At 63.6% G+C, this 13,794-nt stretch carries 10 protein-coding genes; 6 read left to right on the forward strand and 4 right to left on the reverse strand.

Annotated features, from left to right (window positions below; genetic code table 11):
- The first annotated feature begins 426 nt into the window (after positions 1-426).
- Together BM154_RS07295 and BM154_RS07300 are read left to right on the forward strand one after the other, a co-directional pair.
- Entirely contained in the window at positions 427-1,668 is a 1,242-nt protein-coding gene (locus BM154_RS07295; protein ID WP_074881737.1) for a two-component system sensor histidine kinase NtrB, read from the forward strand.
- Positions 1,669-1,728: 60 nt separating this feature from the next.
- The gene (locus BM154_RS07300) at positions 1,729-1,977 is read left to right on the forward strand and encodes a DUF1654 domain-containing protein (RefSeq protein ID WP_074881738.1); all 249 of its coding nucleotides are present in this window, start codon (positions 1,729-1,731) and stop codon (positions 1,975-1,977) included.
- 46 nt (positions 1,978-2,023) lie between these two features.
- Here the strand turns inward: BM154_RS07300 and BM154_RS07305 are convergent, their stop codons facing one another.
- Positions 2,024-3,340 carry a methyl-accepting chemotaxis protein gene (locus BM154_RS07305; RefSeq protein ID WP_074881739.1) on the reverse strand — a complete coding sequence of 439 codons (1,317 nt, stop codon included), beginning with the start codon at positions 3,338-3,340 and terminating at the stop codon, positions 2,024-2,026.
- A 467-nt stretch (positions 3,341-3,807) separates the two neighbouring features.
- On the opposite strand from BM154_RS07305, the gene BM154_RS07310 reads away from it, so the two are divergent.
- The 4 genes from BM154_RS07310 (at position 3,808) to BM154_RS07325 (ending at position 8,166) form a co-directional block, all read left to right on the forward strand.
- Positions 3,808-4,548, forward strand: coding sequence for a gluconate 2-dehydrogenase subunit 3 family protein (locus tag BM154_RS07310; protein WP_074881740.1), 741 nt, complete (start codon positions 3,808-3,810; stop codon positions 4,546-4,548).
- A gap of 5 nt (positions 4,549-4,553) precedes the next feature.
- Complete coding sequence (locus BM154_RS07315; RefSeq protein WP_074881743.1) at positions 4,554-6,317, forward strand: GMC family oxidoreductase; 1,764 nt, start codon at positions 4,554-4,556, stop codon at positions 6,315-6,317.
- A complete protein-coding gene (locus BM154_RS07320; RefSeq protein WP_074881746.1) occupies positions 6,314-7,540 on the forward strand; it encodes a cytochrome c in 1,227 nt (408 codons plus the stop codon). Before BM154_RS07315 ends, BM154_RS07320 begins: the two co-directional genes overlap by 4 nt.
- Before the next feature lie 140 nt (positions 7,541-7,680).
- Positions 7,681-8,166 (forward strand): hypothetical protein, encoded by a 486-nt coding sequence (locus tag BM154_RS07325; RefSeq protein ID WP_074881749.1) that lies wholly within the window; start codon positions 7,681-7,683, stop codon positions 8,164-8,166.
- A 3-nt stretch (positions 8,167-8,169) separates the two neighbouring features.
- Here BM154_RS07325 and BM154_RS07330 read toward each other — a convergent pair whose 3' ends face one another.
- From BM154_RS07330 to cyoB, 3 genes are all read right to left on the reverse strand, one after another.
- On the reverse strand, positions 8,170-8,361 hold the full coding sequence (locus BM154_RS07330; protein ID WP_074881751.1) for a hypothetical protein: 192 nt from the start codon (positions 8,359-8,361) through the stop codon (positions 8,170-8,172).
- A 113-nt stretch (positions 8,362-8,474) separates the two neighbouring features.
- On the reverse strand, positions 8,475-10,940 hold the full coding sequence (locus BM154_RS07335; protein ID WP_074881753.1) for a PAS domain-containing protein: 2,466 nt from the start codon (positions 10,938-10,940) through the stop codon (positions 8,475-8,477).
- Between the two features lie 855 nt (positions 10,941-11,795).
- Positions 11,796-13,751: a cytochrome o ubiquinol oxidase subunit I gene (gene cyoB, locus BM154_RS07345; protein ID WP_074881759.1), complete on the reverse strand. Its 1,956-nt coding sequence runs from the start codon at positions 13,749-13,751 to the stop codon at positions 11,796-11,798.
- Positions 13,752-13,794 lie beyond the last annotated feature (43 nt).

Below are 13,794 nucleotides of genomic sequence, written 5' to 3' on the forward strand. Positions count from 1 at the left end.
GGCACCCGGGCCAGGTGCTAGTCGGCATCAGAGACGACGTGGCTACACAGTAAAGGCTAGCGCCTCAGGAAAAACCAGAAGCGCAACGCCGCCGCTCCAGAACGCGCCGCCAAGTCATGAGCACGGTGATTGCCGCCTCTTCAGCGGCCGTGACTCCACCGCCTGGGCCTGCCCCTCAAGAAACGGGATAACCTCCTGTACGAGAACGCTGGCAGTCAACCGCTGCCCGACGCCAGCTGCACCAGCTCGAGCAGCAGGCCGGCACCGCCTGTCTCGCGGACTACATCTGAAATCTCTGCAGCGGCGCCCTCACCTCGGCTGTCGTTTCTGGCAGTTACATTGTCGATCATCCTCCCTGGCCAGCACGCCCAGTCGCGCCCACCACCCGAAACGACTACCCTAGGCCTACCACCTGACGGAGCCGCCATGGCAGAAAACCCGCCCGGCACCGGTCTGCGGCTGCCAGATGATGTGCCACTTGTCCGCAAGATCGGCCATGAGCTCATCGAGTTCCTGCCGGTTGGCGTGTACCTGTGCAACGCCGCGGGCCACCTGACCACCTATAACCCCAAGGCGGCGGAAATCTGGGGCGAGGCACCGGATCTTGGCAAGGAGCCGATCCGCTACACGGGCGCCTATCGCCTGCGCAGCGAGAATGGCGCCCACATGCCCTTCGAGCAATCGCCCCTGGCGGCCGTGCTGCTCAGCAAAAAGCCGATCACCAACCTGCGCATGATCGTCGAGCGCCGCGATGGCAGTCAGGTGCCGATACTCGCCAATATCGTGCCGCTGTTCGGCATGGATGGCACCATGATCGGCTTCATGAACAGCATCCAGGATCTGCGCCAGCATGCAGCCCAGGAGCAGGCTCAGAACCATCTGCAGAATGCCTTGATGCAGGCGCAGAAAATGGAGCAGATCGGCAAGGTTGGCGGTGGCGTGGTCCACGAGTTCACCAATCAGCTGACCAGCCTGTCGATGAGCCTGTCACTGATGGAACGGGAAATCACCGACAACGGCTCGGAGCAACTGCAGGCACGCTTTGCATTGTGCCGGGAAGCGACAGATCAGGTGACGCGGCTGGCCGAGGGGCTGTTGCTGTTCGCCCGTACCCGGCCACGGGTGCTGGAACGTATCGACCCCAACCAGTTGCTGTTGGGCATGAGCACGCTGATCCGTAACGATGTCGGCCAGAAGATCGACTGCCAGTTCGACCTCGCCAGCGACAGCAACTTTCTCAGGGCCAACAGGCAGCTGTTGGAAAGCGCCATCATCAACTTGGTGGCCAATGCCCGGGATGCCATGCCAGGCGGTGGCCAGTTGATCCTGAGCACCTTCAATACCCTCCTCGATCGCAGCAACTTTATGCACCACAACGCCAACTTCAAACCAGGGCGCTATGTGGTGATCCGCGTCGCCGACACTGGCACCGGCATCGCCCCGGAAGCACTCGAGCACATATTCGCGCCCTTCTATACCACCCGAGCAGCGAACAAGAGCACCGGCCTGGGCCTGACCATGGTCAGGAGCTTCGTCACCGACATGAATGGCCAGCTAGCGGTGACCAGCAGGCAGAGCCAAGGGACCAGCGTCAGCCTGTATTTCCCCTGCTATGGCAGCGAGCACTCCCTGGCCATCACCGGCAGCGAGCAGAAACCCGAACGGTAGTGACAATCGAGCCGCTCTCGAATTACTGTATGCACATACAGCAATTCGAGACTCTGCACCATGACTCAAGATGCCCCTTCTGCCGCCACCATGCCCAACTCGTACGAACAACTGGGCTTGCGGGTTTCCCGTGCCATCAACGCGCCTGCCGCGCAACGATCCCGGTCGGCGGTGCTGCTGCGAGTCGAGGGCGACAGCCCCGAAGACTGGTCGCGGATCCTCGATGAAATAGCCGAAAACGACAATGTCACCATCGCCTGGCGCGATGACGGCGTACAACTGTTCTGGACGCTGCCGGCCGAGGACTGATTGACCCTCAGCCACGGCCGTCCGCCAGGCGCAGCAGCGCCATGGCTCAGCTCGCCACCTGGCTGGAGAACTGGCTCACGGCGGCAACCACGTTTTCGGCATCACGCTGGATGTTCTCGATCACCGTGTCGCAATCGCTGGCCAGGGCCAGTGCCTGCCCCGCCAGCTCACGGCTGCGGGTGATCACATCGACGGCGTCGGAAGCCAGCGCCTGGTTCTGCTGCACCACCGCGACGATTTCCTGAGTGGCCTTGGAGGTGCGCGAGGCGAGCTGGCGCACCTCATCGGCCACCACGGCAAAACCACGCCCTTGCTCGCCCGCGCGGGCCGCCTCGATTGCCGCGTTGAGCGCCAGCAGATTGGTCTGGTCGGCAATCCCACTGATCCCCGCGACGATGGTCTCGACCGATTTGCCCTGTGCGTCCAGCGCCTGGATGCTCTGGGTGGCGTTTTCCATCGCACTGGCCAGGCGGTGCAACACCTCGACGGTGTCGCGAATCACCTCACGCCCCCGGGTAGCGCTGGTGTCGGTCTGCAGCGAGGTGCTGTAGGCAAGGTTGGCGGCCTTGGCGACAGCCTGCTCCAAGTTCACCTGCTCGGTGATGACGGTGGCGAACTTCACTACCTTGTAGAGCTTGCCGTAGATATCGATGATGGGGTTGTAGGTCGCCTCCAGCCAGACATCACGACCGGCACTGTCGATGCGCCGGAAACGGTCGACCACGAACTGACCACCGCGCAGTCGTTCCCAGAACTGCTGATAACCCGCCGACGCGCTCTCTTCGGGGGTACAGAACATGCTGTGGTGCTTACCGACCACCTGCGTCAGGTTGTAGCCCATGCCGCGCAGGAACAGGTCGTTGGCGGTGATCACCGTGCCGTCGAGGTTGAACTCGATCACCGCCGTCGAACGTTGCAGCGCCTTGACCAGGCTCTCGTTCTCGAGCGAGGCCTCGATGGTTCGCGTCAGGTTGCTGGAGTGGATCACCATCTGTTGCTTGCCGGTTTGCACATCGCTGATGGGCATGGCTACCGAGCGCAACCACACGTGCCGGCCATGCTTGTCGAGCAGGCGCAGGGCGCCGCTGAAATGGCGACGCTCCTTGATGGCCGACAGTGCACGGCTCTGGTGCGGGTCGCGGGCCAGATCCGGCGGCGAGAGCTGGTTCAATGGCCGCCCTTCGACATCCCCCAGCCGATAGCCAAGCTCGCTGTGAAACAGCTCATTGGCCCGCTCGATGCGGCCATCGGCGCCGAGCTCGATGATGATCATTTCCTTGTCGAGGTTCTCCCTTACCTCCTCCTGCATGGCCAAGCGCGCTTCCAGCTGCTTGTTGATCTGTTTGAGGTGAGAGTTGAACACGGCAAAGAACTCCAGGATGGGTACCGATTCATCGGCGTGGTTGGAGGAAACTTGAAAGGCGCGAAATACCCGTCAACGGTGGCCTCAGGTGGCTTGCGCCGACTGTTATACAGATATCGAAACATCCTCATACATCCCGCTACATGCGGGCTGGGCGGCAGCCGCCAGAAAACTTTCTGACTACTTGACCAAAAAAGCATGAACGCCCCGCGCCGCTTCGCTGTCGGACTTTTTGAAGAAGTTCCATGGCGCCGTCCAATAGTTTGTTGCAATGCATTGCAGAAACTTTTGCAGCCCCCTCTGGAGCCCCTTTCGACGTCGCGTCGTAGCGCCGAAAACCATTATTCATAACCGGCCACAGCAGACGACGCCCGTCGTGGGTACCCGTGCCCTCATGCCGCCCCGGGCGGTTGCATACCAGACAGCCTGAGTCGGGCAACACATTGCCCGGCGTTCGAGGAGTTCCCATGTCCAAAGAAGCCCCGCGGGGTTTGAGCCGCCGCTCGCTGCTCAAGGCCTCGGCCACCACCGTGGCAGCCGGCGTCGCCGCCAGCGCCCAGGCCGCCACCATCAGCGGCGTGCCGCAGTGGCTGCCGTTCGACCACAACGGCCCGCTGCATTACGACGCTAAGGGTTGGCAGTTCCTGACCGCCGACGAGGCCCGTGAAGTCGAGGCCATCGTCGAGCAGCTGATTCCGGCGGACGAGCTGTCCCCAAGCGGCAAGGAGGCTGGTTGCGCGGTGTTCATCGACCGCCAGCTGGCCGGCCACTACGGCACCTACGAGCGCCTCTACCAGCAAGGCCCGTTCGTGCCCGACATCGAACCCGGTTCCGAGCAGTTGCCCCGCGAGCGCTATCGTCTGGGCCTGGAGCAACTCGGCAAGCACTGCCAGAAGACCTTCGGAAAACGCTTCAGCGAGCTGGACGGTGAGCAGCGCGACGCGGTGCTCAAGGGCCTGGAGTCGGGCGAGATCGCCTTCGAGCACATCGAATCCAAGGTGTTCTTCACCCAGGTGCTGCAGAACACCATGGAGGGCTTCTTCGCCGATCCGATCTACGGTGGCAACCGCGATATGGTGAGCTGGAAGATGCTGGGCTTCCCTGGCGCGCGCTACGACTACCGCCCCTACATCGACCGGCATAACGAAAAGCTGGATCTGATACCGCTGTCGATCATCGGCAGCTCCGCGTGGAATCGCAAAGGATGAGCGGCATGGCCAAGAAACTTCCTGCAACCGACGTCGTGGTGGTGGGGCTCGGCTGGGCCGGCTCGATCATCGCCAAGGAACTGGCCGACGAAGGCCTGCGCGTGATGGGCTTCGAGCGTGGCGCCTGGCGCGACACGGCGAGCGACTTCAACATCGCCTCGGTGACCGACGAACTGCGCTACGTCCAGCGCCAGGAGCTGATGCTGCGCACCCGGCAGAACACCTGCACGCTGCGCAACAAGCCGGGCGAAACCGCGCTGCCGATGCGCACCTGGGGCTCCTTCCACCCCGGCAACGGCACCGGCGGCGCCGGCAACCACTGGGCCGGCATCACCTTTCGCTTCCAGCCCGAGGAGTTCCGCCTCAAGAGCCACCTCACCGAACGCTACGGCAGCCAGGCCATCGAGGGCCTGACCCTGCAGGACTGGGGCACCACCTGGGAAGAGATGGAGCCGCACTACGACGCCTTCGATCGCGTCGCGGGGATCTCCGGCAAGGCCGGCAACATCGGCGGCACGATCATCGAAGGCGGCAACCCCTTCGAGGGCCCCCGCTCGCGGGAATACCCCAACCCACCGACCAAGCAGACCTACGCACCCACGCTGTTCGCCGAAGCGGCGCGCAACATGGGCTACAAGCCGTTCCCGGTGCCGTCCGCGCTGGCCTCCCAGGGCTACACCAACCAGTATGGTGTGACCATGGGGCCGTGCACCTTCTGCGGCTTCTGTACCAACTACGGCTGCGCCAACTATTCCAAGGCCAGCGCCATCGTCAACGTGCTGCCGGCGCTGGTACGCATGCCCAACTTCACCGCCAACACTCATTGTGAAGTGCTGGAAGTGACCAAGGACAGCACCGGCAAGCGCGCCACCGGCATCGTCTACGTCGATGCCAATGGTGACAAGTGGGAACAGCCGGCGGACATCGTGGTAGTAGCCGCCTTTACCTTCGAGAACGTGCGCCTGATGCTGCTCTCCGGCATCGGCAAGCCTTACGATCCGATCAGCAACACCGGCACCACCGGCCGCAACTACGCTTACCAGACGGCCAACAACGTGCAGCTTTTCTTCGATGACAAGAACTTCAACCCCTTTATCGGTGGCGGCGCCATCGGCATGGGCATCGACGAGTTCAACAACGACAACTTCGACCATTCCGGCCTGGGCTTCGTGGGTGGCGGCAGCACCCGGGTGACGCCCATCGGCGCGGCGCCGATCAACGCGCGCCCGGTACCGCCCGGCACGCCCAAGTGGGGCAAGGAATGGAAGAAAACCACGGCACAGTATTACGCCGCGAGCATGTCCATCGGCTGCGAGGCGAGCAACTACAGTGCGCGCACCAACTACCTGTCCCTCGACCCGACCTACAAGGACCCCCACGGCCGGCCGCTGTTGCGCATCACCTTCGACTTTACCGAGAACGACCTGCGCATGGCCCAGTACGTGACCGACAAGACCGCCGAGATCGCCAAGGCGCTGAACCCCAAGATGATGTTCGCCAGCCCGCGCAAGGGGCCCTGGTCGAACACCTCCTACCAGTCGTCCCACGTGGTCGGCGGGTTCGTGATGGGCGCCGACCCGGCGACCAGTTCGGTGAACAAGCACCTGCAGGTATGGGGCGTGCCCAACCTGTTCGTGGTCGGCGCCTCGGCGTTTCCGCAGAACCCCGGCTACAACCCCACCGGCACCGTCGGCGCCCTGGCCTTCAAGGCCGCCCACGCGATTCGTACTCAGTACCTCAAGCGCCCCGGGGAGATGATCAGCGTATGAAGACTCTTCTCAGCGTCAGCTTCGCCCTGCTGGCCACCGCGAGCGCCGGCGCCCATGCCGTCGGCGGCCAGGATTCCTACGAGCTGGTACAGAAAGGCCGCTACATCGCCACACTCGGCGACTGCACCGCCTGCCACACCATTCCCGGCAAGCCGCTGTTCTCTGGCGGCGTGGCCATCGACACACCGTTCGGCAAGCTGCTGGGCGCCAACATCACCCCGGATCAGCAAACCGGTATCGGCCGCTGGAACTTCGAGGAATTCGAGGCCAGCATGGCCCGCGGTCACCGCCGCGATGGCAAGCAGCTCTACCCGGCCATGCCCTACGCGGCGTACACCAAGGTCACCCGCGCCGACAACCAGGCCCTGTGGGCCTACCTGCGCACCATCGAGCCGGTGCATAACGAGGTGGAAACCAACCAGTTGCCCTTCCCCTTCAGCCTGCGCCTGAACATGAAGGTGTGGAACTGGATGAACTTCACCGAGGGCGAGTTCAAGCCGCAAGCCGACAAGAGCGCCGAGTGGAATCGCGGCGCCTACTTGGTGCAGGGCCTGGGTCACTGCGGCAGCTGCCACACGCCAAAGAACCTGATCGGCGGCGACAAGGACGCCGAGTTCCTGCAGGGCGGCGAACTGCAGGGCTGGATGGCGCCCAACATCACCGGTGCCGCCCATATCGGCCTCGGCGACTGGAGCGAGGCGGACATCGTCCAGTACCTCAAGACCGGCGCAAACCGCTACGACATTGCCTCCGGGCCGATGGCCGAAGCGGTCGAGCACTCGACTCAGCACTGGCGTGACGAGGACCTGATGGCGGTGGCCGTGTACCTCAAGGACCTCGACCATGAGCACGACAAGCCAGAGCCGCTGGCCGCCGAGGACCCGGTAATGAAGGCCGGCGGCGCGATCTACGCGGATCGCTGCTCGGGTTGCCACACGCCAAACGGCGAAGGCATCCCCACGCTGTTCCCGAAACTGGCCAATGCACCACTGGTCAACGCGCAGGATGCCGCCTCGATGATCCGCGTGGTACTGGCCGGCAACCGCGCCGTGAGTACCGAAGCAGCGCCCACCGGCCCGGCGATGCCGGCCTTCGCCTGGAACCTGTCGGATGAAAACGTCGCCGATGTGCTGACCTACATCCGCAACAGCTGGGGCAACGCCGCCGCGCCGATCAGCGCCGACCAGGTGCGCAAACAGCGCGACGCCCTGCAGAGCGAATAGGCTGATACCGTAGCAAGCGCCCACTGCGTCATCCTGAGCGGTGGGCAGCTGGCTGCAGGCGTGCACAACAAGTGCGATAATTGCGCTTCGCCAGGGCCCTAGGGCCCACGCCTCAGTTGCCGCAATGCAGGAACGACCCGATGAAGAACTCGCAGCGTGGCTCCGGCCACCTGTTCAGCCTGATGGTTCTCGGCCTTATCGTCTGGGGCGCTTACGTCACCCTGTACGTGCCCTACGAGCACCGCAAGTCGATGGACGCCTTTCGCAGCAACCCGCCGGCGGTGAGCCCGGCAAAAATGGCGGTGATCGATAGTTACAAGGCCAAATCGACACCGACCGAGCTGCCCCACGGACTGTATACCGGCAAGGTCGAGCAGGACGGCTACCCGATGACCATCAGTTTCGAGTTCGGCGACAATCAGGTCATCACCAAGAAGGCGCATATCAAGAACTACCAATTCACCGGTTCGGCACGCTACGCCTTCAACGGCGCGGTGATGACCTTCAGTGAGGTAAAAGGCGACGCCGTGCTGTTTCCCCAGCCCGGCGAACCGCTGGAGGTGATCAGCGACACCGAGATTCACGTGCCCGGGCCGGACAAGGCACTGGTACTGACCCGCCCGTAAATCTCAGCTGCTCGGTGGCTCGATCTCCCGCTGGTCTTCGATCAGCTGGGCGACCATCGCCGCCGCTTCGATTTCGCTGCTGAAGAAGTGTTCTCGGGCGTCGGCGGTGATCACCTGGAAAATCTCTTCATCGCCCAGGTGCCGGTGTTCTTCGGGTATGTCGCTGCCCTGCAATTTCTTCAATCTCACGGCCATCGCGGCACACTCCTGATCGTTATCCCTGCTGCTATGACAGAGCGCTACCCAGCGAAGTGCTGGGTAAATTTCGTACAGGATTCGCGCAGCGGTGCTGAGAATGAGGCCTGCGCTCAATCACGGGCAGCAGCGCGCTGGATCGCCCCGGCCAGGATGCGCGACAGTTGCTCCACGGAATAGGGTTTGTGTAGCAGTTCGAAGCCATGGCTGCCCTGCTGGGCCAGCACCTCGCTGTAGCCGGAGGTGAGCACCACCGGCAGCAAGGGATGATTGCGGTGAATCGCCTTGGCGAGGTCGATGCCGTTCATACCGGGCATCACCACGTCGGAAAACACCACGTCGAAGTGGTGCGCCGCATCGCTCAGGCAGGCCAGCGCCTGTTCGGCGTTATTGGCCAGCGTGGGCCGGTAACCCAGTTCGAGCAGCGCACTGAGGCAGAAGCTGCCCACATCGGGATTGTCCTCGACGACCAGCACCCGAGTGCCATGGGCGCCGTCCAGCGGCTGCGGCTCCGCCAGCTTGGCGCGAGACGAGGGGCGCGCCGCGACTCGCGGCAGGTAGAGCGTGAACGTGGTGCCCTCCCCTACCACGCTGTCGACCATGACCTCGCCTCCTGACTGCTTGGCGAAACCGAATACCTGGGACAGGCCCAGGCCGGTGCCCTTGCCCAGCTCCTTGGTGGTGAAGAACGGCTCGAAGATCGCTTCCAGGTGCTCCGGCTCGATGCCCGTACCGTTGTCGGTGATGGACACGGCAACGAAATCGCCATTGACTGCAGCGCCCATGCGGCCTGACGGAATCTGCGTGCAGGGTTTGACGCGAATCTGGATGCGCCCCACGCCGTTGAGCGAGTCGCGGGCGTTGAGCGCCATGTTGACGATGGCCGTGTCGAACTGGTTGGCATCGGCGTAGACGTGGCACGGCTGGCTGGGCATCTGCAGGGCGAGTTCGATACGCGTGCCGTTCAGGGTTTCCAGCATGTCGGTCAACGCGCGCAGGCTTTCGCCCACTGCGAACACTTCCGGCCGTAGGGTCTGGCGCCTGGCGAAGGACAGCAATTGCCCGGTCAGCCGCGAAGCACGGTCGACCGTATCGGAAATCGCCTCGATATAGCGCAGCCGTTTCTGGTCGGGCAGGCCGGGGCGCTTGAGCAGGTCGCTGGACGACTTGATGACGGTGAGCAGGTTGTTGAAGTCGTGGGCCACGCCGCCGGTGAGCTGGCCGACCGCCTCGAGCTTCTGCGCCTGGCGCAGAGCCGACTGGGTGCGTTCCAGTTCCAGCTGCGAACGGATCTGCTCGGTGATGTCGTGGGCGAAATGAAAGGCGCCGATGACCTGCCCGTCGGCATCGTGCAGCGGCGTGTAGGCGAGCTCGTAACTACGCCGCTCGCCGTTGGGCTGACCATATTCGGCCGCCACGCGAAAGCTTTCGCCGCCCAGGGCGCGCTGCATGTGGCCACGCAGATCCTGCCCCTGCTGCAGAGTGATCAGATCGGGCAGAATTTCCCCGCCGCTCACCACAACGCCGTAGAGCTCCTGCATGGCGCGGGCATGGGCCTGGTTGAAGGCGATCTGCCGACATTGGGTATCGAAGATGCAGATGGGCACCGCGTTGGCCTCGATCACATCGCGGAACAGACGCAGCTTGGCGGTGCGCTCGACCACCTGCTGTTCCAGGGTGGCGTTGAGCTCGCGCAGCTGGGCCTCACGGGCCTTGAGCGCCGCCTCGGCCTCCTTGCGGGCGCTGATGTCGGAGGCCGCGCCCAACCAGCTGGTAACGGTGCCATCGGCATCGAACAGCGGCACGGCACGCACATGGGCCCAGCCAATGGTGCCATCCACCCGGTTGACCGGATGTTCGATATGGTAGGTGCCCGTTTCGATGGCCCGGGCAATTTCCGCGCGCACCATCTCCCGAGCCTCGGCCGGGATGTACTCATCCAACCAGTTGCTGTTGGTGGTTTGCGTATCAGGGATGAAGTCGCCGCCGTTGAGCTCGTGCAACTGGCTCCAGTCGGCACTGATGTAGAAGCGTACCTCGGAGGACGAACGCACCAGGGCATCCAGGCGCTGCTCACTGTCTCGCAGGGCCTGCGTGGCCTTCACATGCTCGGTGGTTTCCCGGGTGAAGCACAGCACCCCGGCGATGCTGCCGGCGTCGTCACGCAGCGGCGAGAATGAATAGCTCCACCAGGTCTGCTCCGGCTCGCCATGGCGTGCCATGGAGATGGGAACGTCGACGAAACGCACCGCCTGCCCCTGCATGGCCGTCAGCAGATGAGTACGCACCGCCTCCCAGGCATCGGCCCACAGAACCGCCAGCGGTTGGCCGAGGGCATCGCCATAACGCGGACCGAGGATGGGCCGATAGGCATCGTTATAGAAGAAGGTCAGCTCGGCTCCCCAGACCAGGTACATGCTCTCCGGCGAACTGAGCATCAGCTCGAGCGCACTGCACAGGGCTCGCGGCCAGGTTGCCGGCGCGCCCAAGGGGCTCGTGGTCCAGTCGTGATTACGAATCAGCTCGCCGGTTTCGCCACCACCGATCAGAAACGCTCGCGGTTCCAAAGTGCCCAACATTCACATCCAACGCAGTTGAACGACGGTCTCCAGAGAAGACGCTGCAGTCCTGGCCAGAGAAAAGCGGCGACGCCGCAAAAAGAGTGCTGCAGATGGCCCAGGGCTTCGCCGCGCCTGACCGGTCCTTGCGCCTCTCGAGGGTTCGAATCATACGTCATTGGGAGCCTGCAGCGCTTGCACATACGGGTACGAGCGCGGCATCCCCTGTCTTTTTCGCGGTGAGTCAGCAAGCCCCAGGATCGCGATCATTCGCCAACGCCTCGACCATGAAGTCGACGAAGGCACGCACTCGTGGTGAGAGGTGGCGGGATTGTGGATAGATGATCGAGATCAAGTCCGCCGCCGGCTGACGGCCGTCGAGAACCGGCACCAGCCGGCCCGCGGCGATTTTTCCCCTGCACGTGCTAGCGGTGAATTGGCTCCAGGCCGCCAACGCCGCGGTATGGGGGCCAAGCCATCGTTGAAGGTCAAGGAGCCCCAGGGCTGACGCAGCGACCAGCGATGGAAATGGCCAGATCGAGCTGTGGATAACGCCCCTGGAACGCATCCAGCAGTGGCCCCCGGTTACGCCCGAGGGTACCCGCAGGCTGACTTGCCGAGTGCCCTTAGGTTGCGGCCCGGCACCAGCCGGGCGTTGTTGAGATCGGCGATCGCCTGCCGGCACCGATGAAAAAGCCTCGCCATGACCGTCAGGTTGACGCTGCGGGAGTGCGCAGCGGCAAGGCCGTGCCAGGCTGCGCCCCCAGGCACTTGATGGCATTGCTCACGCCAGCCTGGTAATGTCCAGGGCCTCGGCGGCGCCCATGAGCCCCCGGCGCTCTGCGGCCGCGACGAAACTGCCTGGCATCCGACTCGTCAGATCTTGCGTGTCGCCTCGATCCGCGCAATCTCCTGCGGCTGCACGTAGTAGTCGGTGTCTTCGTCGTAGCTGCGCACGATAAAGCAGGCAATGCTGGCCACGAAGGTCACGCCCACCAGCCACCAGATATGCCAGATCAGCGCGAAGCACATCAGGGTCATGAACGCCGAGGCGATCAGGCCGATGCCTGTGTTGCGCGGCATATGGATCGGTCGGAATTTCGTTGGTGCTGGCTTGAGGCCGTCGCGCTTCTGCTCGTGGAACTCGTCGATGCGGTCGCCGCGCGGGGTGACCGCGAAGTTGTAGAACGGCGGCGGCGATGCGGTCGACCATTCCAGGGTGCGGGCATTCCAGGGGTCGCCGCTGTGGTCGGCCAGCTCCTTGCGCTTGATGATAGATACCGCGAACTGGATCAGCGTGCAGAGGATGCCCAGGCCGATCAGCACGGCGCCGACCACGGCCACGTACAGGTAGGGTTCCCACTCGGGATTGGTGCTGCTGTTCAGACGCCGGGTCATGCCCATGAAACCGAGGATGTAGAGCGGCATGAAGGCCAGGTAGAAACCGACGATCCAGCACCAGAACGACGCCTTGCCCCAGCCTTCGTGCAGCCGGAAGCCGAATACTTTCGGGAACCAGTAAGTGATGCCCGCCATGTAGCCGAACACCGCACCGCCGATGATCACGTTATGGAAGTGGGCCACCAGGAACAGGCTGTTGTGCAGCAGGAAATCCGCACCCGGTACCGCGAGCAGCACGCCGGTCATGCCGCCGATGGAAAAGGTGATGATGAAGCCCAGGGTCCACAGGATCGGCGTCGGGAACTCCAGGCGGCCGCGGTACATGGTGAACAGCCAGGTGAAGATCTTCACCCCGGTGGGTACCGCGATGACCATGGTCATGATGCCGAAGAAGGCGTTGACGCTCGCCCCCGAGCCCATGGTGAAGAAGTGGTGCAGCCACACCACGAACGACAAGAGAGTAATCGCCACGGTCGCCCAGACCATCGAGTGGTAGCCGAACAGGCGCTTGCGCGCGAAGGTCGCGGTCACCTCGGAGAACACCCCGAAGGCCGGCAGTATCAGCAGGTACACCTCGGGGTGGCCCCAGGCCCACACCAGGTTCACGTACATCATCGGGCTGCCGCCGGCGGTGTTGGTGAACAGGTGGAAATCCAGGTAGCGGTCCAGGGTCAGCATCGCCAGGGCCACGGTAAGGATCGGGAAGGCCGCGCAGATGATCACGCTGGTGCACAGGATGGTCCAGGTGAAGATCGGCATCTGGAACAGGCCCATGCCCGGCGCACGCATCTTGAGGATGGTGACCAGGAAGTTGACCCCGGTGAGCAGCGTGCCGAGGCCCGAGAGCTGCAGGCTCCAGATGAAGTAGTCGACGCCCACGCCCGGGCTGTACTCGATGCCCGACAGCGGCGGATAGGCGACCCAGCCGGTCATGGCGAACTCGCCTACGAATAGCGAGATGTTGGTCAGCAGCACGCCACCGACGAACAGCCAGAAGCTCAGCGAGTTGAGCAGCGGGAAGGCCACGTCGCGGGCACCGATCTGCAGCGGCGTGACGATATTCATCAGCCCGACCACCAGGGGTGTAGCTACGAAGAAGATCATGATCACGCCGTGGGCGGTGAAGATCTGGTCATAGTGATGGGGCGGCAGGTAACCCTCGGCGCCGCCCGTGGCCACGGCCAGTTGGGTGCGCATCATGATGGCGTCGGCGAAGCCGCGCAGCAGCATGATCAGGGCGACGATCACGTACATCACGCCGATCTTCTTGTGGTCGACCGAGGTCAGCCATTCGCGCCACAACCAGCCCCACTTCCTGAAGTAGGTCAGCGCGGCGAACAGGCCCAGGCCACCGAGCGCCACCATGATCATGGTGACGACGAGGATGGGCTCATGCAGGGGTATGGCGTCGAGAGTCAGTTTTCCGAGCATGTGTCGATACGGCGCCGGCTGGCGGCGCACGGGCTCCTTGGGT

Source organism: Phytopseudomonas argentinensis (genome assembly GCF_900113905.1).
Lineage (GTDB): Bacteria > Pseudomonadota > Gammaproteobacteria > Pseudomonadales > Pseudomonadaceae > Aquipseudomonas > Aquipseudomonas argentinensis.